General features: G+C 40.0%; 29 protein-coding genes. 14 read left to right on the top strand and 15 right to left on the bottom strand.

All coding sequences use genetic code 11. From position 1 onward, the window contains the following. Positions 1-72 precede the first annotated feature (72 nt). The 3 genes from yhaM to ACXAHI_RS17615 all read left to right on the top strand — a co-directional run bounded on the left by yhaM (position 73) and on the right by ACXAHI_RS17615 (position 2,792). Positions 73-1,050, top strand: coding sequence for a 3'-5' exoribonuclease YhaM (yhaM, locus tag ACXAHI_RS17625; RefSeq protein ID WP_270182429.1), 978 nt, complete (start codon positions 73-75; stop codon positions 1,048-1,050). 93 nt (positions 1,051-1,143) lie between these two features. Further along, positions 1,144-2,418 (top strand): MDR family MFS transporter, encoded by a 1,275-nt coding sequence (locus tag ACXAHI_RS17620; protein ID WP_474850133.1) that lies wholly within the window; start codon positions 1,144-1,146, stop codon positions 2,416-2,418. A 92-nt stretch (positions 2,419-2,510) separates the two neighbouring features. Then, entirely contained in the window at positions 2,511-2,792 is a 282-nt protein-coding gene (locus ACXAHI_RS17615) for a sporulation YhaL family protein (RefSeq protein WP_270182431.1), read from the top strand. Between the two features lie 42 nt (positions 2,793-2,834). Here ACXAHI_RS17615 and ACXAHI_RS17610 read toward each other — a convergent pair whose 3' ends face one another. After that, the gene (locus ACXAHI_RS17610; RefSeq protein ID WP_474850130.1) at positions 2,835-3,737 is read right to left on the bottom strand and encodes a peptidylprolyl isomerase; all 903 of its coding nucleotides are present in this window, start codon (positions 3,735-3,737) and stop codon (positions 2,835-2,837) included. A gap of 185 nt (positions 3,738-3,922) precedes the next feature. Continuing rightward, positions 3,923-4,102 (bottom strand): hypothetical protein, encoded by a 180-nt coding sequence (locus ACXAHI_RS17605; protein ID WP_224884855.1) that lies wholly within the window; start codon positions 4,100-4,102, stop codon positions 3,923-3,925. Positions 4,103-4,226: 124 nt separating this feature from the next. Between ACXAHI_RS17605 and ACXAHI_RS17600 the strand changes: the two genes are divergently transcribed. After that, positions 4,227-4,823, top strand: a complete 597-nt coding sequence (locus ACXAHI_RS17600) for a YpmS family protein (protein ID WP_270182433.1) — start codon at positions 4,227-4,229, stop codon at positions 4,821-4,823. Between the two features lie 124 nt (positions 4,824-4,947). Here the strand turns inward: ACXAHI_RS17600 and ACXAHI_RS17595 are convergent, their stop codons facing one another. After that, entirely contained in the window at positions 4,948-5,493 is a 546-nt protein-coding gene (locus ACXAHI_RS17595) for a DUF3267 domain-containing protein (protein WP_474850128.1), read from the bottom strand. A gap of 229 nt (positions 5,494-5,722) precedes the next feature. On the opposite strand from ACXAHI_RS17595, the gene ACXAHI_RS17590 reads away from it, so the two are divergent. Beyond that, complete coding sequence (locus ACXAHI_RS17590) at positions 5,723-6,070, top strand: DUF1878 family protein (RefSeq protein WP_474850126.1); 348 nt, start codon at positions 5,723-5,725, stop codon at positions 6,068-6,070. Here the strand turns inward: ACXAHI_RS17590 and ACXAHI_RS17585 are convergent. Next, positions 6,064-6,627, bottom strand: coding sequence for an HTH-type transcriptional regulator Hpr (locus ACXAHI_RS17585; RefSeq protein ID WP_270182436.1), 564 nt, complete (start codon positions 6,625-6,627; stop codon positions 6,064-6,066). The two genes, ACXAHI_RS17590 and ACXAHI_RS17585, sit on opposite strands and share 7 nt — an antisense overlap. Positions 6,628-6,704: 77 nt before the next feature. Continuing rightward, positions 6,705-7,073, bottom strand: a complete 369-nt coding sequence (locus tag ACXAHI_RS17580) for a YtxH domain-containing protein (RefSeq protein WP_474850124.1) — start codon at positions 7,071-7,073, stop codon at positions 6,705-6,707. Positions 7,074-7,235: 162 nt separating this feature from the next. Between ACXAHI_RS17580 and ACXAHI_RS17575 the strand changes: the two genes are divergently transcribed. Both ACXAHI_RS17575 and ACXAHI_RS17570 read left to right on the top strand, forming a co-directional pair. Beyond that, positions 7,236-7,433, top strand: coding sequence for a hypothetical protein (locus tag ACXAHI_RS17575; protein WP_474850123.1), 198 nt, complete (start codon positions 7,236-7,238; stop codon positions 7,431-7,433). Between the two features lie 116 nt (positions 7,434-7,549). Further along, a complete protein-coding gene (locus ACXAHI_RS17570) occupies positions 7,550-7,948 on the top strand; it encodes a YkvA family protein (RefSeq protein WP_474850121.1) in 399 nt (132 codons plus the stop codon). 39 nt (positions 7,949-7,987) lie between these two features. Here ACXAHI_RS17570 and ACXAHI_RS17565 read toward each other — a convergent pair whose 3' ends face one another. The 4 genes from ACXAHI_RS17565 to serC form a co-directional block, all read right to left on the bottom strand. Next, a complete protein-coding gene (locus ACXAHI_RS17565) occupies positions 7,988-8,224 on the bottom strand; it encodes a hypothetical protein (protein WP_474850119.1) in 237 nt (78 codons plus the stop codon). After that, positions 8,221-9,861 (bottom strand): ABC1 kinase family protein, encoded by a 1,641-nt coding sequence (locus ACXAHI_RS17560; RefSeq protein WP_474850117.1) that lies wholly within the window; start codon positions 9,859-9,861, stop codon positions 8,221-8,223. The genes ACXAHI_RS17565 and ACXAHI_RS17560 overlap by 4 nt, the downstream gene beginning before the upstream one ends. Positions 9,862-10,026: 165 nt before the next feature. Further along, on the bottom strand, positions 10,027-10,542 hold the full coding sequence (locus ACXAHI_RS17555; RefSeq protein WP_474850115.1) for a tryptophan transporter: 516 nt from the start codon (positions 10,540-10,542) through the stop codon (positions 10,027-10,029). Positions 10,543-10,668: 126 nt separating this feature from the next. Beyond that, on the bottom strand, positions 10,669-11,757 hold the full coding sequence (gene serC / locus ACXAHI_RS17550) for a 3-phosphoserine/phosphohydroxythreonine transaminase (RefSeq protein ID WP_474850113.1): 1,089 nt from the start codon (positions 11,755-11,757) through the stop codon (positions 10,669-10,671). Between the two features lie 182 nt (positions 11,758-11,939). Between serC and ACXAHI_RS17545 the strand changes: the two genes are divergently transcribed. After that, positions 11,940-12,827 (top strand): hypothetical protein, encoded by an 888-nt coding sequence (locus tag ACXAHI_RS17545; protein ID WP_474850111.1) that lies wholly within the window; start codon positions 11,940-11,942, stop codon positions 12,825-12,827. A gap of 30 nt (positions 12,828-12,857) precedes the next feature. Here the strand turns inward: ACXAHI_RS17545 and ACXAHI_RS17540 are convergent, their stop codons facing one another. Then, the gene (locus ACXAHI_RS17540) at positions 12,858-13,289 is read right to left on the bottom strand and encodes an HIT family protein (protein WP_474850109.1); all 432 of its coding nucleotides are present in this window, start codon (positions 13,287-13,289) and stop codon (positions 12,858-12,860) included. Between the two features lie 253 nt (positions 13,290-13,542). Here ACXAHI_RS17540 and ACXAHI_RS17535 point away from each other — a divergent pair, with 253 nt between their 5' ends. The 4 genes from ACXAHI_RS17535 (at position 13,543) to ACXAHI_RS17520 (ending at position 16,777) form a co-directional block, all read left to right on the top strand. Continuing rightward, a complete protein-coding gene (locus tag ACXAHI_RS17535) occupies positions 13,543-14,013 on the top strand; it encodes a PCYCGC motif-containing (lipo)protein (protein WP_474850106.1) in 471 nt (156 codons plus the stop codon). A 64-nt stretch (positions 14,014-14,077) separates the two neighbouring features. Continuing rightward, the gene (locus ACXAHI_RS17530; RefSeq protein WP_474850104.1) at positions 14,078-14,818 is read left to right on the top strand and encodes an ABC transporter ATP-binding protein; all 741 of its coding nucleotides are present in this window, start codon (positions 14,078-14,080) and stop codon (positions 14,816-14,818) included. Beyond that, the gene (locus ACXAHI_RS17525; protein ID WP_474850102.1) at positions 14,818-16,026 is read left to right on the top strand and encodes an ABC transporter permease; all 1,209 of its coding nucleotides are present in this window, start codon (positions 14,818-14,820) and stop codon (positions 16,024-16,026) included. Before ACXAHI_RS17530 ends, ACXAHI_RS17525 begins: the two co-directional genes overlap by 1 nt. A gap of 19 nt (positions 16,027-16,045) precedes the next feature. After that, positions 16,046-16,777 (top strand): EcsC family protein, encoded by a 732-nt coding sequence (locus tag ACXAHI_RS17520; RefSeq protein ID WP_474850100.1) that lies wholly within the window; start codon positions 16,046-16,048, stop codon positions 16,775-16,777. A 39-nt stretch (positions 16,778-16,816) separates the two neighbouring features. Here ACXAHI_RS17520 and ACXAHI_RS17515 read toward each other — a convergent pair whose 3' ends face one another. Beyond that, positions 16,817-17,251 carry a ferritin-like domain-containing protein gene (locus ACXAHI_RS17515; RefSeq protein ID WP_474850097.1) on the bottom strand — a complete coding sequence of 145 codons (435 nt, stop codon included), beginning with the start codon at positions 17,249-17,251 and terminating at the stop codon, positions 16,817-16,819. A 163-nt stretch (positions 17,252-17,414) separates the two neighbouring features. Here ACXAHI_RS17515 and ACXAHI_RS17510 point away from each other — a divergent pair, with 163 nt between their 5' ends. Further along, a complete protein-coding gene (locus ACXAHI_RS17510) occupies positions 17,415-17,930 on the top strand; it encodes a type 1 glutamine amidotransferase domain-containing protein (protein ID WP_474850095.1) in 516 nt (171 codons plus the stop codon). 13 nt (positions 17,931-17,943) lie between these two features. Beyond that, entirely contained in the window at positions 17,944-18,300 is a 357-nt protein-coding gene (locus ACXAHI_RS17505; protein WP_270182452.1) for a DUF3243 domain-containing protein, read from the top strand. Between the two features lie 48 nt (positions 18,301-18,348). Here ACXAHI_RS17505 and ACXAHI_RS17500 read toward each other — a convergent pair whose 3' ends face one another. The 4 genes from ACXAHI_RS17500 to ACXAHI_RS17485 form a co-directional block, all read right to left on the bottom strand. Further along, positions 18,349-19,233, bottom strand: coding sequence for a diacylglycerol/lipid kinase family protein (locus tag ACXAHI_RS17500; RefSeq protein WP_474850093.1), 885 nt, complete (start codon positions 19,231-19,233; stop codon positions 18,349-18,351). A 50-nt stretch (positions 19,234-19,283) separates the two neighbouring features. Beyond that, complete coding sequence (locus ACXAHI_RS17495; RefSeq protein WP_474850091.1) at positions 19,284-20,153, bottom strand: formate/nitrite transporter family protein; 870 nt, start codon at positions 20,151-20,153, stop codon at positions 19,284-19,286. Between the two features lie 154 nt (positions 20,154-20,307). Then, positions 20,308-21,057, bottom strand: a complete 750-nt coding sequence (locus ACXAHI_RS17490) for a PRC-barrel domain containing protein (RefSeq protein WP_474850089.1) — start codon at positions 21,055-21,057, stop codon at positions 20,308-20,310. Between the two features lie 60 nt (positions 21,058-21,117). After that, entirely contained in the window at positions 21,118-21,624 is a 507-nt protein-coding gene (locus tag ACXAHI_RS17485) for an antibiotic biosynthesis monooxygenase family protein (RefSeq protein ID WP_474850087.1), read from the bottom strand. Positions 21,625-21,701: the final 77 nt, after the last annotated feature.

The raw sequence follows: 21,701 nt of genomic DNA, 5'->3' as shown, positions 1-21,701 counted from the left end.
AACTAAAATGAATCGAACCGGTCGGTTGCTATGCTATACTAAGAAAATAGATGTTGACACGGAGGTGGAAAGATGAAGGAATCAAAGGGAATCGGGCACTATAAAGTAGGTGAACCGGTCGATCAGTATGTGCTGATCAAATCATCATTAAAAGGAGTAGCAAGTAATGGGAAACCATTTCTTACGCTAATTCTACAAGATAAAACGGGTGATATTGAAGCTAAATTATGGGACGCTTCTCCAGAAGATGAAGAGAGCTTTGATGCTCAACAAATCATTAAAGTCACTGGGGATGTGAACAGCTATAGAGGCAGGAACCAGCTTAGAATTAAAACAATTCGTCTAGCCACTGAAATGGATCAAGTAAAAGTTGGAGATTTTGTTGAATCGGCTCCACTCGAAGTAAACGATATTATGGAAAAAATCACTCAATATATATTTGAAATGCGTAACCCTCGCATTCAACGAATAACGCGTCATCTCGTAAAAAAACATCAGAATGATTTTCTAACTTTTCCTGCGGCGACAAAAAACCATCATGAATTTGTTTCAGGGTTATCGTACCATGTCGTTTCGATGTTAGACCTCGCTAAGTCACTTGCGACTCTCTATCCGTCCCTCGATACGGATCTATTGTATGGAGGAATCATCTTGCATGATCTTGGGAAAGTCGTCGAGCTATCAGGTTCAGTAGCAGCGAGCTATACGAAGGAAGGTAAGCTACTCGGACATATTTCGATCATGGTGAATGAGATCGGACAAGCCGCAAAAGAACTAGAAATCGATGGAGAAGAAGTGACGCTTCTTCAACATATGATTTTAAGTCATCACGGAAAGGCAGAGTGGGGCAGTCCGAAGCCTCCTATGATTCGAGAAGCAGAAATGCTTCATATGATCGATAACATCGATGCAAAGATGAACATGCTAGACCGTGCGTTAGATAAAGTCGAGCCAGGCGAATTCACAGATCGTGTGTTTGCCCTTGATAATCGTTCATTCTATAAACCGAATACTCCGGCAACAGTCCAAAAGGAAACAGCCAAATCATAATGTTGTAGATCGATAGAGAAACGCTACGTAGCGTTTCTCTATTTTACTGTGAGTAAGTCTAATCATTTGTATGGATGTATGGAGGAAAAGAAGATGAAATTAAGAGATTGGGATCGAAATTTAAAAATCCGTCTGTTTGGTGAAGGGATGATCAACGTTCTGTTTTGGATGTTCTTTCCCTTTATGGCGATCTATTTTTCTGAATCATTTGGGAAAGGGATGGCAGGACTTCTTCTTGTGCTTTCACAAGTATTTGGTGTCCTAGCAAATCTAGTAGGTGGCTATTGTGCAGATAAGTATGGTCGTAAACGAATGATGGTAATCGCTGCGTACGGACAAGGGATAACGTTCCTACTCTTTGCTTATGCAAATTCTCCTTGGCTCGATTCCCCTATGCTAACTTTCATCAGTTTCTCTATACTTGGCATTTTCGGCGCACTCTATTGGCCTGCTAGTCATGCGATGGTAGCTGACGTTGTGGATGAAAAGGATCGAAATACGGTGTTCGCCGTTTTCTATACTGCATTGAATATATCCGTTGTCGTTGGACCAATACTCGGCGGAATATTTTTCTTTCAGTATCGATTCGAACTATTGCTCACAGCTGCAATCGTGAGCTTCGGGGTTGCTATATTGATCACTTCATTTATTCGAGAAACGGCTCCAGAGCAGATGGATAAAAAGCTTGTTAAAGATTCCTCTACAAAATGGTATGGGTTTATGAAAGATCAACTGCAGGACTATAAGGTCATCGCGCAAGATAAAGTGTTCCTGCTCTTTATTCTCGCAGGAATTTTTGTGGCGCAAACCTTTATGCAGCTTGATCTTTTGATCGCGGTCTACCTTAGCGAGTCTGTCCCAGAACAATCTGTACTCTTCAATATTCAAGCAGATGGAAAACAAATCTTCGGGTGGCTCATCGCTGAAAATGGGTTACTGGTTGCGCTATTAACTGTGTATATGACAACGAAAATGAATCACTTCAAAGAAAAAAACGTGTTCATTGCTTCTTGCTTTATCTATACGTTAAGTATGCTTGTTTTTGGATTTACCACGCACGTATGGGTGCTTGTTTTCGCTATGTTCCTGTTTACGATGGCTGAACTTATGGTTGTAGGCATTCAGGAAGGATTTGTATCAAGATTAGCGCCAGAACATATGAGAGGGCAATACTTTGCAGCTGCTAGTCTACGGTTTACAATCGGCAGAACGATTGCGCCTCTAGCCATCCCATTAACCGCTCTGGTAGGGTTTACGTGGACATTTTCTATCATCGGTTTATTAGCTATTATAGCAGCACTATTGTATTACGTGATGTTCCGATTAAGAGAGTCAAAAGAAGAAGTGATTCCTGAAAGAGTTCTCTGACGAAACAATGGTATAATCCTTTCTATTCCTTCATAGAGTGTAGTAATCTGAAGAGCTTGTACTTAGAAGTGAATGAAGGGGAGGGGCAAAAGGTGAGAAAAGGAATTCTTGTCATACTTGGTGTCTTATTTATTATTAGTATTCTACAGCTTACAGAGATTTTTTCTGCAGTTACAGCGTTTGCATCAGGTTTACCTTGGTGGGTTTATTTCGTTTTAGCAGGGATCATCTACAGCGGGTATAAATCGATGACATTAACTGTTGAAGATCGAAAAGTCGACCAGATTCACATTGAAGAAGAAGGTAAGGTATATGTGAAGCGAATGGAAGATGAGAGGGAGAGAAGAAAGAAAGCTCGTGTAAGCGGACAATAAACAAATAAAGCCGAGAGGGAACGTTCCCTCTCGGCTTTTATGCTATTCAGCACTTTCTTCATTTGCTTCTGGTTCTTGCTCTTGCTCTTTTTCTTTAAAAAGATCTTTAAACTGATCGTCTTTCACTTTGATATCAGATTCTTTAATCAGTTCGTCGATAACAGTTGGAACGTCTTTTGCGTTCTGCTGTAGATATTGCTCTTTAACTTCATCTTTAGACTCTTCAAAAGGTTTGACTGTTTTGCTTTTTAGTTTGATGATGTGATAGCCAAACTGTGATTGAACGATGTCGCTGACTTCTCCTTCTTTAAGAGCGAATGCAGCTTCTTCGAATTCAGCAACCATGTCACCCTTCTTAAAGATTCCAAGATCCCCGCCATTTTGGGCAGATCCATCTTTAGAATACTCTTTCGCAAGTTCGGCGAAGTCTCCACCGTCATTTAACTTTTCTTTCACTTCTTTTGCTGTTTCTTCATCGTCAACTAGAATATGACTCGCTTCTAGCTCTGTGAATAGATTTTGATTTTCTTCATAGAACGTTTTGAGCTTTTCATCAGATACATCTACGCCTTCAGTAGCTGCTTTTTGAGCAAGAAGTTGTTTACGTACATCAACTTTAAACTGATCTAAATCCTTATAGCCATTAGCTTGTAGTGCCTGTTCTAATTGCTCATCAGATTCGAAATTCTCCTTAATCTTATCAAGCTCAGCTTGAACTTCTTTATCTGAAACATCATATTTATCTTCAAGAATTTTTGTTTGAACGAGGTCGCTAAGTACAGTTTCACCAGCCTGATCCTTCATAGCCTGATAAAATTCTTCTTTCGTTATGTTACCGGCATTTGTTTCTACTACTACTTCTGAATCATCACCTGAATCATTGCTGCATGCTGATATAGCAAGCATTGTGATGAAAGCAGTGAGTATAATGAACGTTTTTTTCATCAAGCATACACTCCTAAGCGTTAGTTAAATTTAACATTTTTGTGTCACAATTAATACTATAGCACAAATTGTACGATGAAGTTAAATTGCGTGAGAAATATGAGAGAATTTACATATTACAATGAAAGCGAAATCATTCATTATAATAAAAAAGATAGGGCATAAGCCCCATCAAATTTGCTTTATTATGTGAAGAGAATTTCAACATAGGATGAAATAAGCAGAATAGTGATCAAAACATTGATCGTTCGGAAGACGTTAGGCTGCTTTTCCTCTGGAATATTCTTCTTCGTGCACAATGCATTTGTCATTGAGTTAAATGCAAGCAAGATCATTGTAGCGAACAGGATGAAAATCAACCCGATAATTGTCATTTGAAAACCTCCCAGAGTCCAATTCGATAATGCGAAGAAATGTATAACAGTATTTCCTTAAGCTGTCTATTCGTAGTATGATGAAAAAGATTCGTCCCACAAGGAGATGGTTAGAATGTTAAAGAACAAATGGCGAACCGCTTTTATTGCACTTGCTTCTGTAGTCTTGATCGTAATAGTGGTTTTAATTGGATCCTATCACTATTATTTCCCTGAAAGCGAGTTTGCTAGAATCCCAGATCAGACTTCAGAAGAAGAGTCCTTTGAAACGACTTTTTCTATTCAGATGAAGAAAGACCAACTAAATGAAATCATCAATAACGAGTTAGAAAAGTATAGTGAAAAGCAAGAAAATCTTGGGTACAGTGTGAACCTAAATGAACTTGCAACTTTTCAAGGCTATCTTACGATTTTTGATCGGAAAGTCGATTTCTTTCTGAAATTTGAACCTCAAGTCCAACCAAATGGCGATCTCTTATTAAAAGAAAAAGCTTTTCAGATTGGAATCCTTGAGTTACCGAGTGACAAAGTACTTTCGTTTATAAAAAAACAGGCATCGTTACCGCCTGAAATTACGATTGATGCCGACGAAGGAACAATCTATATGGCTGTTAGCGATCTAGAGTTAAAGAACGGTATGAAATTAAGAGCTCAATCATTCGATCTACCGAATGATCAAATTATCTTTGATGCTTACTATCCAATTAACTAGATCTATGCTCTATTGTTATTATGAAGGAAGTCTTATAAGAATTCAATACTGCCGGCTTTTTGCTAGATGTAAAAGAACAGAGCGCTTAACGAGAGCGCTCTGTTTAATTTCTATTATGAGAGAATCAAGATGCTCGCTTGATCAAAATGTGAAACCCTTCGCTTCGATCTTCTACAAAAGCATGTCTTGGAGCTTTTAATACTTGTGAAGCGTAGAGAAAATCGCTAAAGCTAAAACCGAGGTTTATAGCAGCGAGTATTGAAAAGAACGATACATATTGAGGCATCGCGATCGAACATGCAGTCGCACCAGCTGTGATAATAACCGCTGGGCTTAAAGAAGCGATCAAATATAGATTACGAGAAATCGGATTACATGTTTCGCAATGCATCTTCGGAACGATTGCTAACCCCTTTTCTAATCGCATCGTCGCTTTCATCCCAGCAAATGTTAAAGGAAGCCAGTGTAGAAGCTTATGAATAGGGAAAAGAATTGCCAATGACCCTAGAAAAGGAAGAATCGGCACAATCGCGTGTTCTGTATTAGGATAAAACATACTGAACGTAAGGTAAAAAGCAATAAAATAGAGTACTGTTAATAGAGTAGAGAAAATCGTAAGTCGGTGTACTCCGAATTCGCGATTTAAATAGATTGATTTCCAGCAATTCATAAGGATCACCTGCTTCCGTCTAAGATGTTAATTATGTTGAATACTCGTATACTGTACAGCGATTTTCCGAAGAAATCAATACGTTTTTTAGAATTGAAATATGTCAAAAAATTTTAGACAAAATACTCGTTTTTTCGCATTGGATTGAATTGGAAAAGACGTTTTCATTCCTACCCCAGTCCGTTAAAATATAAGTACAATTGATCGCAGAGTGAGGAGTTATTTTTGAATGGAATCTATTGAAGCACGACTAGATAAAATTGAGTATCATAATCGTTTGCTTGCTAGGATGTACGAAGAGGAAGGAAAGTATCCTTTCTATACTCTTGTAATCGAGCATGGGCTTACGGAAGAAGAAGTGAAGGACGTTTTTTCGCTATGTGAAGAAATCCAACAAAAAATGCATGAGCAGATGGAAGAGGGCCTTCTTAGCCGAACTTCATTGCTCACACATTTTGTCGGAATGTTAGATATGAAATTAAAACCGATCCCTACGATAAAAGCGATACAGACGCAAGAGGAGAAGTATGCAAATTTAATGACTGAACTTCTCTCAGCGTCTCCAAACTATCAATAAATCTTTTCTTCATTTACGAATTTTTCTTCTTCGGAGAACTCTTCTTCTAATTTCGTAAATGATTTCTGGAATATCTCCAAAAAGTCATCACCATAAAGGCCCTTTATTACGCTCATCATTTCATTGAATTCGGGAAACTTACCATAAAGGTCTCTTAGTGGCATCGATGCTTTTAGAACACTATCTCTGTTTGGGGAGTAATGTTTCCAAGTTTGTTTCAGGAGTCTCTCTCCTTCATCTGTTAACTGTACATATGTATTCCGTTTGTCATTCTCTTTTTTGGAGAAGGTAAGAAGGGAGCGTGATTCAAGCTTTTTTGAGAAGTTAAAAGCTGTTGAGACATGCATGACACCGAACTTGGCGATATCGGAAATCGAAGAGCCATCAAGGTGATATGCGATCGATAAAATATGGTGCTCATTAATATTTAAATCAAAGGGTTTTAACCATTCCTGCCAATCTCGTTCAACCGATTTCCAAAGCGCCTTGCTTAATTGACCGATTCGGTGGCTGAAAATCATAGCTTCTTGGATAGATATACCCTGACTATCTTTCATATTTGCCTCCTTAACAAATCCCAACCTTATTGGGAAATCTATATTAGAATACTGTTCTCACGTTGTAAAAAAACCGGCTATTTTGGAGCCGGTTTGTTAACTTCACTTTTAACTGTTTCGATAGACTGCTGCATTTCTTCAATGTCTTCCTTCAGACGAGTAAGGTTCGGTTCGATGTCTTCTTGGAATGAAGAAATGGAACGTTTTAAATCTGAAGAAACTTCGATTATGATTTGTTTCCCTTCAGAAGAAAGCTGCTTGACTTGGGTTGTTAGTTCATTCAAATCTTCTTTCAGTCTTGTAAAGCTTTCCTTTATCTCATCACTTTTATTCTTTGCGTCAGTAATCATTTCCTTACCCGACTTCGGTGTCGTTAACAGTACTGATGCGGCTGACACTACTCCACCTATAAAAAATCCTGTCGCTAGCGCTTTTGCTTTTCCCATGATGCTTTCATCCTTTCCTGACAATCCTCTGCTTCTATGACTGTAGTTCTCCAAACACTCTTGAATTCCTTCTTTTTTTATCACTCTCATCCCGGTCATCAAATGATTCAAGTGTACATATATCTTTTAGTAAGACACGAAGGGTAGATAGGAGGCATAAGTATGGCTGGGTTTATCTTTGCTCTTATTGCAGCAGGATGTCTACTTTTATTGGCAACTGTGAATCGCTTGTTAATGGTTCGAAAATATTCCTTTTATACGGAACAAATTATTCAAAAGAAACGAAACGCATTTCTGTTTGGAACGTTCGCTATCTTTTTTCTTCTACTAGGTGTTTCGATGGCGTTTTTAGTTTTATAGTAAGCCATTCTTTATTTTTCCCATATAACGTGATTGACAAACCTACGTGGATAGGTTAGAAATACGCTCATTTGAGGTATCCTATAGATAGAAGGACGCAAAGGAGCGTGTGTAAGATGAATAGAATGGTGAAAAGTGTATTTAAGAGAATGACAAAAAAAGCGGTTAGTGTTGTGAAGGACAAAGATCGTTTAAATGAAGTGTCCCTCGAATCTTTAAAAAAAGGTGCTCTTTATAAAGGAAGAAAGGGCATGAGCGATATGTGGGTAGATGTTAAAACTTTCTCAAGGTTGGTACAAGAAGTGAGGAAAGGGGAGTATAAAGACATCTCTCGAAAATCCGTGGTCATGATCGTAGGCGGGCTATTGTATTTCATAAGTCCAATCGACGCTGTCCCGGATTTGCTTGCAGGGGTAGGCCTTTTAGATGATGTAGCCGTCATTGGGTTTGTAGCTAGTCAACTGAGACAAGAACTAGAGAAGTTTCGTGAATGGGAAACGGGAGTGAAAATCTAATGAATAGATGGAGAGGGAGACGGATCGTCCCCTCTTTTCTTATGGCTTCGAATAACGATTCCAAAAACGCAATATCCAGGAGAATGGGAAGGGGAGGCGATATCCGGCTTTTTCTAATTGTTTTAAAAGATTGATGAATGCGCCACCTATGCGTCTGTTTTGTTTTAAATTTTCTTCATCCCCTCTAACCGTAATACGATATCCGTTAGAGAGGCCTTCTATCTTTACTTCTGAATCCCCAACTTTTTCAGTCGTTTCTTTCATAACGTCGCTCATTTAGGACCCTCCTTTTTTGACCAGACTCGTGATTCTAATGTACTCGTTATGATGATTAGAAATAAACTCACCCCACCGGTGATTGAGCTTGCAAGCTGTACGTTATCAAGCTCAAATGAAAAACTTACAAATAGGCTGATCAAAGAGATGAGTAGCGTTATGAAGCTATAATGCTTGTTCCAAAGCATGCTTCTAGATTGAGATTCTCTTCGTTTAACTGATTCTTCCCATGTCCGGTGTTGATTCAACTCTTGAGAAAGTCGATCGAGAGGATTCTCTATCGAGGTTAGTTTTCCGTATAGCTTTCGAATCATTCTCGAAGGATCATATCGTTCATCAGAAGCTTCTTCTCGGTTGATCCACTCTTGAACGATAGGCTTTCCTTCTTCGATAAGATCGATCTTAGGGTCGAGTGTATAAAGGATGCCAACGATCGTTGAGATGGCGCGACCAAGGAAAGCAAATTCACTAGGAAGTTGGATGGGCTGCTTGTTCACAAGAGTCTGGACTTCTCGTAAGACTTGTTCTGCAGTATCCTCATCGATCATCGTTAAATCTTGTTCAATAAATAAGGTCACGAGAGTTTTGATCGCTTTTTCAATTTGTTTCTTGTCAGAGTCAGGAAGGAGAAAGCGTAGCTCATCAAGCGCTTCGGTTACGTCGTCATACTGACTCAGAACAACGCCGGTAATCAATTTTCGAATGCTAAGGGCATCGCGTGATTCAATAAATCCAACCATACCAAAATCGATAAATACGATAGTGCCGTCCTGCTGAATAAGGATATTACCGGAATGAGGGTCAGCATGAAACTGACCTTCTTGTAATAGCTGCTCGAGGAATCCTTTTAGAAGCTTCCTAGCTAACTCGTTTCGATCGATGCCTTGCTCTTCTATATAAGAGATGTTCGTGACCCGTGCGCCTTCCATCCATTCCATCACGAGCACTTTCTTTGTTGACCATTCTGAGATGTAGTGAGGGATGCGATAATCTGGACTTTCTTTATAGCGCTCCTGAAAATTAAGACCATTTTTTAATTCCTTGTTAAAGTCGAGCTCATCTTCAATCACATTTCGAATCTCATCATACAGCTTAGGAAGATCGAGCTGTTTACTGTATGACGTGAAGGTATCGATCAACCAGAAGACGATTCGGAGTGCTTTAAAGTCAGCTCTAATAATCTTACGTATATTGGGCCTTCTGATTTTAATAGCGACTTCTTCACCGCTAATTAAGTTTGCACGATACACTTGTCCGATGGAAGCTGAAGCGACTGGCCGTTCAGAAATGTCCTTTAAGACATCTTCGTAATTAGAAGACCATTCTTCTTCTAAAATACGCTTTGCTTTGTTCCATGAAAAAGAAGGTACGCGATCCACAAGGTCCTCAATTTCCTCAAGAAAAACTTTCGGTAAAATATCAGCTCTAGTAGAAAGGAACTGACCGAGCTTTACGAGCAGCCCCTCGAGTCGAATTGCTTTTTTCTTATATTCTTTTGCCTGCTTCTTTAAAAGCTTTTGCCAGCGTTCCTGATTCCAGGAATGTTTGCTTCTTTTACGAAACATCTCGAGTTGAATGAAGAATTTAACGGACATAAAGACGATGACAACGATGCGATATAGAGAGTTAAACTTCAATTTTTTCACCTGATTCTTTAAACGTTTAATGGTTAACATAGCCTATTTACCCGAATTAGAAACAATTTAATAGTAAATTGGTGCACATAGAAGGGAGGAGTGTGTTAAAAAGGCAAAAAAAATAGGCTGTCGAGAAAGCTCTCGACAGCCTGCCGTTCGATCTATTTAAAAGGCAAATGTTGTACGTTTTAAAATGGATTGTACGACTGGGTATATGAATACCATAGCGATCGTATTCACGACAGCCGTTGGGATGACAACTGTTAGGAATAGTCCTGTAAAAGCTGCGCCCCCAGGAAGTCCAGCGAAGACAAGTGCTGCACCTAAGAAGATCGCTCCACTAATCATCGTTCCGATTGCAGTTAATGCACCAGCTGTAACGAGTGAGTTGGATCGTCGGACAAGCAAGTAGAGTCCGAAGAATACAAATGCTGTGATCGGTTTATCGATTACGTTGGCAAGTTGTCCACCAGGGAATGTCGTTGTTGCTGCTGAAATCACTCCAGTGGCCAAACCGAGCACTAGAACGCTTCTACGGTCTGGGAATAACAGGATTCCAAGGAACATCATCGTGAGCAGCATATCGTTCTTCATTCCAGAAATAAGTCCTGGAAGTACTGCGTGTAGAATCGTCCCAATTCCAAGTAGTAAAGCCATCAATACCAAATTTTTTGTTTTCATAAAGAAACTCTCCTCTTCTCATCTCATTTCCGTCTCTTAGACGGTGGCTCTCTCCAGAAGTGCACTCGTTGCCTCCTGCGAAAGAACTAGTTTAATAGTAACAAACGATTTGTCTCTTGAAAAGTATTAAATATTATGCTTTTGATGGAACGTGTTCATGAAGTCGCATAGTGCTTTAACAGATTCGAGTGGAACTGCATTATAGATGGAAGCGCGACACCCTCCGATCGAACGGTGCCCCTTCAGTCCTACAAAACCTTCGTCTTCTGCTTCTTTAAGGAATAATTCTTCAAGTTCTTTCTCACGTAATGTAAAGGTGACGTTCATGCTAGAGCGACTTTGTTTATCTGCGATGCCATTATAAAATCCGTTGCTCTCATCGATCGTTTTATAGAGAAGACTTGCTTTTTCTTTATTCCATTTTTCGATCGCTTCAATGCCTCCATATTTCTTTGTCCATTTTAAAACGAGTGATAGCATGTAAATGGAAAATGACGGAGGTGTATTGTAGAGTGAACTCTTTTCAACATGAGTTCTGTAATCGAGCATTGTAGGCAAGTTCTTAGGTGCGTTTTTTAGTAGATCCTTCTTCAAAATAACTACCGTAACGCCAGCAGGTCCAAGGTTCTTTTGTGCGCCTGCATAGATCAACCCAAATTGTTCGATCGGAATAGCACGGCTCAAGATGTCACTAGACATATCTGCAATAAATGTCTTGTTTGGTTCGTTAGGGAATTCTTTCCACTGAGTACCATGTATCGTATTGTTGGATGTTAGATGTACATATGCATCATTATCGCTGTAGGTTAATTCATCAGGAGTGGGGATACGGCTGAAGTTTGTTTGTTCTCCATTTGCTCCTATGAACGTATCACCTACTTTTTGTGCTTCTGTTAAGGCTTTTTGTGACCAGCTTCCTGTAAGAAAATAATTTCCCTGTTGTCCTTCTCGTAGAAAGTTCATAGGAACCATTGAGAATTGCAAGCTAGCTCCACCTTGTAGGAAGAGAACTTCATAATCGTCTGGAATATTGAGAAGCTCACGCAATAGGTTAACTGCTCCTTCATGTATCGCTTTGTATTCCTTACTACGATGACTGAATTCCATGACTGACATACCAAATTGTTGATAGCTGATCAGTTCAGATTGCGCTTGGTCTAGTACTTCAAGAGGTAATGCAGAAGGACCGGCATTAAAATTAAAACGTCTATTCAACAGAAGACACTCCTTTAATGTAGTAATGCGATAACCTATTTTGTTTGTAATTATCCTATCATTATCGAAACCTTAGCGCTATATTTTTTCTGAATCTTATAAAAGATTTGGTTTAACTTTTTGATAACTTGCATTGTTTTGCTATCCTAATAGGAACGAATGAAAAAGGAGTGAACCATAACATGTACCGAGAAAATAAACCAATTCATATCGGACCATACGACCATCCAGATATTTATCCAGGACCCAGGCCATCTTCTTCGTTCGTTTATCATAACGGAAAAGCTCATAGAATTGATGAACAGCAAAATGTCCCAATCGAAGAACAAGTTGTTCAGTACTCTATGGGGGAAGAAGTAACGGGAACGCTATCTTTTTCTTCACCAACAAAGTTGACAGTGAATGAATTGCTGAAGAGTGAAGGGCTTACTTCCATTGAAGATCGGATTCCTTTACTGGCATATGGTTCTAACGTTTGTTTGGCGCAATTAAAATATAAATTCAGCCTTAATCCCGACTTAAACGATTTTATCTTATTTTTCCGTGCAAACATTGAAGATACCGATGTCGTTGCAGGATCGTTTTTAGCACCATATGGAGCACTTCCGGCAGTAATTGCCCCGGTTACAGGTGCTAAAACAGAGGTTTGGGTTACCTTTGTTGAACGTAAACAACTCGAGCTATTGAACCGTACAGAAGGCAGCTATGTTCTTAGGGAGCATCAAGGAGAAAAGCTCATGCTAACGACAGGTGAGCGATTTGAACGGGTATATGCTTACTATTATCCTCATGCATTTTTAAGAGAGGGTTCAATGGTGAGGTTTATGGATATCCCTGGGCAATCGCCTTTGCCATCCATGTGGCAGGCTGACTTGTTGAATGAACTGAAAGGGCTGGTGGGATATGAGGGGCATAGGGAGGAGTTCATACATGAACTTCGTTGGAATTCGATCCTTCAGTCAAAAGTATCTACACTCCTGGCTGGAATGGAGGAGAAGTTCGACCATCCAGATTGGGTAGAGCCAACAGGGTTTCACACGCTGAAGGAGATGAAAAGATCATATAAATAATAAAAGGAGGCGTATGCCTCCTTTTTTGTATTAGTTAAATTGTGAGCGAATTCCTTCTGCAAGCTTCTGTAGCTTCTCGGCATCGTATTCACTTTCGTGTGTTTTCCAGACAGCACCGAATCCATCGCCTTTCCCATAGCGTGGAATAAGGTGAAGGTGATAGTGAAACACAGATTGTCCAGCGATCGCTTCATTGTTATTTAAGATATTCATTCCTTCAGGTGCAAAATTTGCTTTTAATGCATTTGCAATTTCAGGAACAGCTTCAAAGAGCTTTGATGCTGTATCAGAATCTAACTCATATATGTTTTGCTTATGTTTCTTTGGAATGACTAATGTGTGCCCCTCGGTTACCTGGGTGAGGTCTAGAAAGGCTAAAACATCTTCTGATTCATAAACTTTAGCTGATGGAATATCGCCATTAATGATTTTACAAAAAATACAGTCAGGAGAATGACTCATTACGATCTTCCTTTCATCATTTTTGTTTATCGTACCATATTTTTCATGTTTATTGAAAAATCAAATAAGGCTCTGCCGGGGGTGCAGAGCCATGAGCGTAACTAGTTTCAGGGAAGACGTCACACTCCGTACTAGGTTGCTCGGAAATAGAACAAACTATTCAACTGTTTTGCGAATATTCTTATGAAAATCTGGATTCCTTCGTTTAATCAAGATATGATGTGTACAGATTTATAAAATGGAGGAGAGACAAATGAAGTTTCGTTTTCTAGCAATAGTAGGAATCCTTATCGTATCTGTTATGACGGGGTGCAATAATAATGAAAATCATCACCAAGAACATTTAAGTAATGGAGATATACGAGAAACAACAGCATCTAACGAACTCCCTACATTCCTTGAAGATAAACACGATACGGTACAGGCAATCTATTCAAAAGTAGAGTCGGAGGAAGATTTATTACAACACATACCATGTTATTGCGGTTGTGGAGACACGGCAGGTCACATGAATAATTACGACTGCTTTGTACATGACAAAACAGCAGAACGTACAACTTGGGATGACCATGGTACGAAGTGCGGCGTTTGTCTTGACATCGCTGTGAAAGCCATTGAAATGAAAGAAAATGGAAAGTCGGTTACAGACATTCGAGCGTTCATCGATGAGACCTATAAGGTTGGTTATGGCAAACCAACTCCGACGCCGCTACCAGAAGCGTAGTCGTTTCACTGAGGTAATCAAAGTTTGTTAAAATGGAGTCAAATACAGAAATGAGAGGGTCATTATGTCGAATTCGATCTTAGAAGTGAACAATTTAACTGGTGGATACCAGGCAAATAAACCTGTTTTGCATGATCTTTCGTTAAATGTGAATGCGAATGAAATCGTAGGATTGATCGGTTTGAACGGAGCAGGGAAAAGCACCACTATTAAGCATGTTCTTGGTCTGCTTGATCCTATGAAAGGTAACATTCGTGTTGCAGGTAGTACGTTCAGTGAAAACAAAGATAAGTACCGAAAACAATTTTCCTACATACCTGAAACACCTCTATTGTACGATGAATTGACGCTATGGGAGCATTTACAATTGACGGCTCTTGCGTATGACTTAGATGAGGGGTGGCAACAAAGGGCAGAAGATCTTTTGAAAGAGTTTCGAATGACGAATATGAAAAGCTGGTTTCCGGGTCACTTTTCAAAAGGGATGAGGCAGAAGGTTATGATCATGTGCGCTTTCCTTGTTCAACCTTCTCTCTATATTGTCGATGAACCGTTTGTTGGACTCGATCCGATCGGCATCCAGTCTTTTTTGGATATGATGGTCCAAGTGAAAGAGAAGGGTGCAGGTGTTTTAATGTCTACTCATATTCTTTCTACGGCTGAACGATACTGTGATCGCTTCATCATTCTCCATGATGGTGTCATTGTTATGTCAGGAACAATGGCGGAGCTTCAGAAACAAATCGGGCGTCCAAACGCTACATTGGATGATGTCTATATCGAAGCGACCAGGAGCGGGAAATGATGCAGTTCGAGACCTTATGGAAGGAAAGAGCGGGTGCCTTTTGGAAAATTGCGCTTCGTTACTTCCGGTTAATCGGCAATAGCAGCTTTCTATTTACGCTCGTCCTGACCCTTATCTTTGGCGCATATTATTATAGTGAATTACTCAAGGTACTGCCCGAAGCGTTTCCAGGCATTGCTGTTATCACGGTCATTGCTTCTTTTGTAATCGTAAGGTCCCCTCTAAGGTTCTTTCTATCAGAAGCTGATCTTGTATTCTTATTACCTGCAGAAAGAAAGCTAAAAGACTATTTTAACCGATCACTACTCTATAGCTTTATGCTTCAGGCGTTCATCACGATTGCTACGATGGTGATCCTTGCCCCGTTGTATCAGCATGAAATGGCAGCGGGGACCGCATATTACGTTTTCGTGATCGCGATCATGTTATTACTGAAAGCACTAAACATCTTCATGAAATGGATGGAGTTACATTTACCTGCACATCGATCTGTAGCTGGATTCGTAGGACTGCGTACAGTGGCTACGTTACTGTTTACGTACTTCGTTCTCGTTCAAGCATCTTTGATTGTTGTTGCTCTGACTGCAATAGCGCTTATTAGTCTCTTATGGTTTGTGTTTTATCCCCTTAATCGAAAGTATTCGGTTAAATGGGAGAAGCTTCTTGCTTTAGATGAGAAGCAAAGTATGAAGTTTTATCGAACAGCAAATCTATTTACAGACGTTCCAAAACTAAAACAATCTGTTAAAGGAAGAAGAATGATCAGTTCGATCGCTGAAAAACTCCTTCCGAATGATACGGTTTACGAAAAGCTTTATCAAAAAGCGTTTGTACGAAGCAACGAATACCTTGGAATCTATCTACGCCTAGCGATAATCGGTCTGTTGGTCGTGGTTTTCGTTCCAGGTACGATAGGTAAGGTAATTGGGGCGGGGCTATTTATCTATTTGACGGCTACACAGCTGCGCACACTGTATCCTCACTATTCAGCACACGTGATGATAAAGCTTTATCCTCTTCCGGAGGATCAAAAAGATCGTGCATTCAACAAAATGTTAAGACGCTTACTCGGAATTCAAGCTGCCTTGTTTGCGTTGGTCACCCTTATTTTAGTACGAGATGTAACAACGCTTCTTGTGGTTTGTTTGATTGGAATTTTAACTGTCCTATTCGCTACTACAAAGAAACAAAAAGCTCCACCAATCTGATCCGTAAAGGAAGATTGCCATGAACAGCTATGAAGCAGAATTAAGAGATGAACTGTTTATTTGGGAAAAAAAGATGACGCGAAAAGCTCCGTTATATTCTCGAGCAACTAAAAAACTTCAAAACAAAGTGAACGATGCGATACCTGAGCGTGTCCACACGGTTGTGACGAATAGTATTCGAACAATGGTGGAAGGCGTGCTTGCTGGCAATACGTACGCAGTGAAAGAACCATTACGAAATCTTTCACTTAAAGAGAGGGACAGATTGGCGAAGGAAGCAACGGTCACTTTTAAGCGAGTTGCCGCTGTTGAAGGAGCAGGAACTGGAGCGGGAGGTATACTGTTAGGATTAGCAGATTTTCCATTACTATTGTCCATCAAGATGAAGTTTTTATTTGACCTTGCTAGTATTTATGGATACGATGCAAGACGATTTGAGGAGAGAGTGTTCATCCTTACCATCTTTCAACTTGCTTTTTCCTCAGATAAAACCCGTAAAGAAATTTTCAAGCGTCTAAAGAGTTGGGAAGAGACGAGTCATCTTTATAGAGAGAAAGATTTCTTTAATGAAGAACACAACTGGAAGTCGTTTCAACTTGAATACAGGGATTATATTGATCTACCGAAGCTACTGCAAATGATTCCTGGTTTTGGAGCGATCGTTGGAGCGTTCGTTAATTTCCACTTTATCGATTGGCTAGGTGAAACTGCTATGAATGCCTATCGTTACAGGATGCTAGCTTCCTCATAAATTGCAAAAGAGCCGGCCATTTTGGCCGGCTCTTTCACATTATTCAAAGCGAGAGTCGCTTAGGATGCGATCCATCTCTTCCATGTGATGCGTCTCGTCAGCGATCATATCATCTAGCTTTACAACAAGCTCCGTGTACCCTAGTTCTTCCGCTTGGACTTTTCGCTTCTCATAGCGGTCGATCGTATCTTTTTCAGCTCTTCTTGCTTCTAAGAGCATTTCTTTAACATCACTTAGTTGTTTAACTTCTGCTGGTTTGGTTGTAGGAGTACCACCGAGCACCTTGATTTTTTCTGCAAGATACAGTGCGTGGCCCTGCTCATCAGCTATTTCACCTTCAAAGAAAGGTTTCAACGTTTGACGGTACAAGCCGGATACAACTGCCGCATTGTACGTATACATGATACTCGCAGCATATTCGTTCGCTAGGTCTTCATTTAACCCTTTGATAAGCTCCTGTTTCTTGTCTTCCATTCAAAACACCCTTTCTATACAAAATTCGTTCCACCTTATTTTTACCCATTCATGAATTTAATAAAACATGGAAAGAATAAATGGTGCTACATACTCTCATGTTTGCATCGGTGTTGAAGGGGTAATAGTCCAACTAGATGGTTAAACAGAAGGAGGACTTACATTGAGTAAAATAGCGGTACTTATGACAAGCATGTTCGAAGATGTGGAGTATACAAAACCAGCCGAGCAATTCAGCAATGCTGGTCATGAATTGACTGTCATCAGTCATAAAGCAGGTGAATCGTTAACTGGAAAGCAACAAGATGCTACGGTTACATCAGACAAAGGAATCGACGATGTAAATGCAGAGGATTTCGATGTGTTGTTCATTCCAGGAGGGTTCTCTCCAGATGAATTACGAGCTGACGATCGCTTTGTAAACTTTACGAAGAAAATGATGTATCTGAATAAGAAGACACTTGTGATCTGCCATGGTCCACAACTGCTAATTACTGCAGAAGCGCTACAAGGTCGCAACATTACGGGGTTCAAGTCGATCCAAACAGATTTAAAATACGCCGGAGCGAATGTTTTCGATGAAGAAGTTGTCGTTTGTGGTGGAACATTAGTCAGCAGTAGAAACCCAGATGATATTCCTGCATTTATTGAAAAGTCACTGTCTGTAATGGACAGCTAAGGAGTGTATCGGTATGAGTGAGAAAAATCACCTAGTAAACAAAAACAGTGAATTAGATTTAAAGAAAGTGGACGACACGATGGATCGTATTAGTGAGGATCGAATCGATGACATTTTAAGTAATTTTGAACATTTCAAAGGGTACCTTGCTGATAAAGTAGAAGTGGGTGAAAAGCTTGGGCTGAGTGAAGAAAGGTTAGCTCAAGCTGCAGAGAAAGTGGCTGATTACTTAGCTCACAAAGAAGAGCCTAAGAACAGAGAAGAAAAGCTTCTTCAAGAACTATGGCTCGTAGGTGAAAAAGAGCACCGTCATGCTTTAGCTCATCTTCTTGTAAGAATGGTATTAAACGAAGATAACAAAAGCCGCTGAGTTTTCAGCGGCTTTTCTTTATGCGAAGATTCGACAGGTGCCTGTCACCTATACTTCTCCTGCGAGGACAGTCAAGTGCTCTGGAAGTAGTTCTAATGTTGAAGGGGTCGTGTAGTTTCGCTCTCCATCACAATCAATTTTCTGTTCTGGATCTGCGGAAATACGCAATTCTCTCGTTTGGTAATGAATGATATCTTCATGCAAAGCAGGTTCCTTTGTGAACTTAGATTGAAAGAATGACCAAAAAGTAGGAAGGGACGATTCTTTAATGATCAACACGTCGAATTTACCATCCGTAAGGTTGTTCTCAGGGAAGAAAGCTTGTATGCCTCCTGTAAATGGTCCGTTTCCTACTAGCATCATCACTGCTTCGCCCTCAAATTGGTGCTCTTCTGCTTCCACTTTAAGATGGAATGGAGAAGGGTTGTTGATCGTCTGTGCAGAGCTAATATAGTACGAAAGCCTTCCGAACAGTTCTTTTGTATTCGGATCGATATTTTCAGAAGCCTGAGTAATCATCCCGATGCCCCAAAAGTTCAGGAAGTACTCTTTATCTGAACGTCCGACGTCGATGGTTTTCGTGTTGTTCTGGATAATTTGTTCGACGGCAAGAATCGGATTCTGATTGATTCCTATCGCTCTCGAGAAATCATTACACGTTCCACCGGGAATGATTCCAAAGATTGGGCGGGTCTGCTTGCTGCAGAGTGCATTTGCTAATTCATAAATCGTACCATCTCCACCGGCTCCGATAATGATATCCACTTTTTCATTAATCTCGTCGACAATCTTAGCTCCATGTCCTGGATATTCGGTTTCATAAAACGTAAATTGCTGATAGTGGTCATCGAGCCTCGTTTTAATCGTATCGATCTGCTTGATCATTTTTTGGTTACCAGCATTAGGGTTTAGAATCAAGGCTGCATGCGCCAAAGTGGAAGCTCTCCTTTCGTGTGGTTTTGTAATAGCATTCCCTAAATAACTTAAGCTTCTTCTCGAGGAAAGTGCTCTTCATTGATTTCTTGTTTATAAGCATAAGTGAACGTAAGTGCTACTAATACTCCTCCGCCTATAAGGTTACCTATACTAGCAGGGACCAGGTTGAAGAATAAAAAATCCACCCACGTATATTCTGCCTTATTAAAAATAGCCGTACCGAAATAACCCATGTTGGCTACACTATGTTGGAAATTCCCTGCTACGAATATGATGACTGGAAGCGCCGTAGCGAGTACTTTTCCTGTTAAGTCTCTTGCAGCGGTTGCAAGGAATGCTGCCATTCCGATCAACCAGTTTGCGATGACCCCAGATAGCAGAATCTGAAACCATCCTTTCGTTCCTTCCGATAAGAACTTCATCTTATGTTCGATATAAACGTTTAATTCTGTATAGAATTCAGGTGAAAGAGAACCTGATAGTACTACTAAACCTCCGACTAAGAGTGCTCCTATCAAATTACCGATATAGCAAACTACCCAAAATTTCATAAGCTGTTTCGGGATCCAGAACTTTCTTTGCAGTATATAGCTTGGTAACAAGACGTTTACTTCTGTGAACAAGATCGCTCCTGAGATGAACACGATAGCATAGCCTGTTACAAATCCTGCGCCTGCAAGAAGATTATGTATCCCTTTCGTTTCCACCCCTAGAGCAATGAGGACAGATAGGATTGAACCAAAGGTAACGAAAGCTCCTGCTAATATCGATAAGATAAACTGCCTGTTGAGTGGTCTTGCACTATGAGACTCGCCCTTAACGATAAAGGTTTCAACGATTTGAGCAGGAAAATAAAATTGTCTTTCAGGATATGATGCTTTTCCTTCCTGCTGTTTCGGTTTATCTTCATTTGCCATAAGAAGTCTCCTAACGTAATCGATTACTGCAGATGTTTATGCAGTTACTTGTAAAAAAACTTTTTCGGCTAGTATTCGCCAAGACCGCTTGCGGTGCCATGAAGAATAGTAATGGTAGGGAAAAAAGCGAGATGGTATCCACCTCGCCCTTAATTTAAAATTTCCAGTATCCTGTTTTCCCGTAATGAGTATAAAGGTCTTCTTCAAATCTTCGGGTGAGGCGCTCGTTCAATAGATACTCTGGAGCATTTTCTATTTTCTCTTTCGGTACATTTACTACTACACTACGGTCATTCCAATGGATGTCTTCGATCCAATCCGTAGATAACAGTACTTTCTTTCCACTTAAAAAGCTTTTCGTATCTACGACAAAATATCTTAGCTTCCAGGTTTCATCATCAAAGATAAAATCATCAACATGGCCGATTTCGCCATCGATTGCTTGTATTTGATAGTTTGAAACTTCTTTTGTGCTGCGAAGATGGTTATCATCTTCCCTCGTTTCCTCATAAGAAACTTCAAGTTCTTGAACGTCCATGTGAGGATTGGGGTGCATCCCGCTCCCCCATGCGCCTGTGCCTACCCAATAGTAAGGCCAACCGTAATGCTTGTTCATAGACATTTCATGCTTTCTAGATATCGGTTGATCTGTATCGATCGAAGGGCTATTTTTGAGCTCCTCCGTTGAAAGCGAAACGGAAACGGTTTCTTCATCATGAGTAAGTTTTTCGATTGAGTATGGTGATATTAACACCTTTTTACCAGGCAGCCATTTATGCGTGTCGACAACTAAGTATCTTACTGCCCAATGCTCGTCATCAAAATAGAGTTCTTTCAGCGCACCTTTTTTTCCGTCGCTAGTATCGATATTGTATTTATAGACCTCATTTTCACTTACAAGCATGTGCAAACACTCCTGTATAATTATTTCTGCTGTATTGAAAATACCCTTGAGTCGGTCTAGTTAAACGCTAGGGGAATCAACATGATACGTTTTAACATAGGGTTTGCCTCTGAAGACTGTTTTCGGTAATCCTTTGTCTGTATTACGGTGTTTATGTGCGGTATTGTAAGCTTCGGAGGATTGCCAGTTCTTGAAATCATCCTCACTACGCCAGAAGGTGGCGACAATGTAGGGATCGTTGTGATCAACGGGGCGTAAAATTCTGATACCTTCACAGCCAGGTTCGTTTTCTACTTTTCCGGCTCTGTTTTTAAATCGATCTTCAAATGTTGGGCGTTCGCTTTCTTCCACTGGTATATGGTTTAAGACGACAAATTTAGGTTCAATAACATTCCCTTTTTGGTCGAGAATGTCATACTCTTTTCCACTGTTGAAAACGGGTTGTGAGTCTGTCTGGTGATAGAGCGCGGCACCTTCATCATCCACTAATAAAAGCATCTCATCGTTATTCTCTTCTTTTATTTTAAATAAGTAATCGTATGTACCGTATGTAACATAAACTTTCATGCTATACATCCTTTCAACAATAAGATAGGAAACGCCTGATACTTTACCCATTTTTGGCGAAAACTAAACAGAACTGT

This window comes from Anaerobacillus sp. ABD4_527, assembly GCF_056160805.1.
This window is presented reverse-complemented; position numbering and strand designations above follow the sequence as displayed.

What these genes read in the sequence shown, in the direction of transcription:
- ACXAHI_RS17570 (WP_474850121.1), top strand. Translation starts at nt 7,550, where the DNA reads ATGAATAGAATGGTGAAAAGTGTATTTAAGAGAATGACAAAAAAAGCG.
- ACXAHI_RS17545 (WP_474850111.1), top strand. Translation starts at nt 11,940, where the DNA reads ATGTACCGAGAAAATAAACCAATTCATATCGGACCATACGACCATCCA.
- ACXAHI_RS17505 (WP_270182452.1), top strand. Translation starts at nt 17,944, where the DNA reads ATGAGTGAGAAAAATCACCTAGTAAACAAAAACAGTGAATTAGATTTA.
- ACXAHI_RS17485 (WP_474850087.1), bottom strand. Translation starts at nt 21,624, where the DNA reads ATGAAAGTTTATGTTACATACGGTACATACGATTACTTATTTAAAATA.
- yhaM (WP_270182429.1), top strand. Translation starts at nt 73, where the DNA reads ATGAAGGAATCAAAGGGAATCGGGCACTATAAAGTAGGTGAACCGGTC.
- ACXAHI_RS17575 (WP_474850123.1), top strand. Translation starts at nt 7,236, where the DNA reads ATGGCTGGGTTTATCTTTGCTCTTATTGCAGCAGGATGTCTACTTTTA.
- ACXAHI_RS17495 (WP_474850091.1), bottom strand. Translation starts at nt 20,153, where the DNA reads ATGGCAAATGAAGATAAACCGAAACAGCAGGAAGGAAAAGCATCATAT.
- ACXAHI_RS17555 (WP_474850115.1), bottom strand. Translation starts at nt 10,542, where the DNA reads ATGAAAACAAAAAATTTGGTATTGATGGCTTTACTACTTGGAATTGGG.
- ACXAHI_RS17585 (WP_270182436.1), bottom strand. Translation starts at nt 6,627, where the DNA reads ATGAAAGATAGTCAGGGTATATCTATCCAAGAAGCTATGATTTTCAGC.
- ACXAHI_RS17535 (WP_474850106.1), top strand. Translation starts at nt 13,543, where the DNA reads ATGAAGTTTCGTTTTCTAGCAATAGTAGGAATCCTTATCGTATCTGTT.
- ACXAHI_RS17590 (WP_474850126.1), top strand. Translation starts at nt 5,723, where the DNA reads ATGGAATCTATTGAAGCACGACTAGATAAAATTGAGTATCATAATCGT.
- ACXAHI_RS17595 (WP_474850128.1), bottom strand. Translation starts at nt 5,493, where the DNA reads ATGAATTGCTGGAAATCAATCTATTTAAATCGCGAATTCGGAGTACAC.
- ACXAHI_RS17530 (WP_474850104.1), top strand. Translation starts at nt 14,078, where the DNA reads ATGTCGAATTCGATCTTAGAAGTGAACAATTTAACTGGTGGATACCAG.
- ACXAHI_RS17490 (WP_474850089.1), bottom strand. Translation starts at nt 21,057, where the DNA reads ATGCTTGTAAGTGAAAATGAGGTCTATAAATACAATATCGATACTAGC.
- ACXAHI_RS17600 (WP_270182433.1), top strand. Translation starts at nt 4,227, where the DNA reads ATGTTAAAGAACAAATGGCGAACCGCTTTTATTGCACTTGCTTCTGTA.
- ACXAHI_RS17620 (WP_474850133.1), top strand. Translation starts at nt 1,144, where the DNA reads ATGAAATTAAGAGATTGGGATCGAAATTTAAAAATCCGTCTGTTTGGT.
- ACXAHI_RS17515 (WP_474850097.1), bottom strand. Translation starts at nt 17,251, where the DNA reads ATGGAAGACAAGAAACAGGAGCTTATCAAAGGGTTAAATGAAGACCTA.
- ACXAHI_RS17580 (WP_474850124.1), bottom strand. Translation starts at nt 7,073, where the DNA reads ATGGGAAAAGCAAAAGCGCTAGCGACAGGATTTTTTATAGGTGGAGTA.
- ACXAHI_RS17610 (WP_474850130.1), bottom strand. Translation starts at nt 3,737, where the DNA reads ATGAAAAAAACGTTCATTATACTCACTGCTTTCATCACAATGCTTGCT.
- ACXAHI_RS17520 (WP_474850100.1), top strand. Translation starts at nt 16,046, where the DNA reads ATGAACAGCTATGAAGCAGAATTAAGAGATGAACTGTTTATTTGGGAA.
- ACXAHI_RS17565 (WP_474850119.1), bottom strand. Translation starts at nt 8,224, where the DNA reads ATGAGCGACGTTATGAAAGAAACGACTGAAAAAGTTGGGGATTCAGAA.
- ACXAHI_RS17540 (WP_474850109.1), bottom strand. Translation starts at nt 13,289, where the DNA reads ATGAGTCATTCTCCTGACTGTATTTTTTGTAAAATCATTAATGGCGAT.
- ACXAHI_RS17525 (WP_474850102.1), top strand. Translation starts at nt 14,818, where the DNA reads ATGCAGTTCGAGACCTTATGGAAGGAAAGAGCGGGTGCCTTTTGGAAA.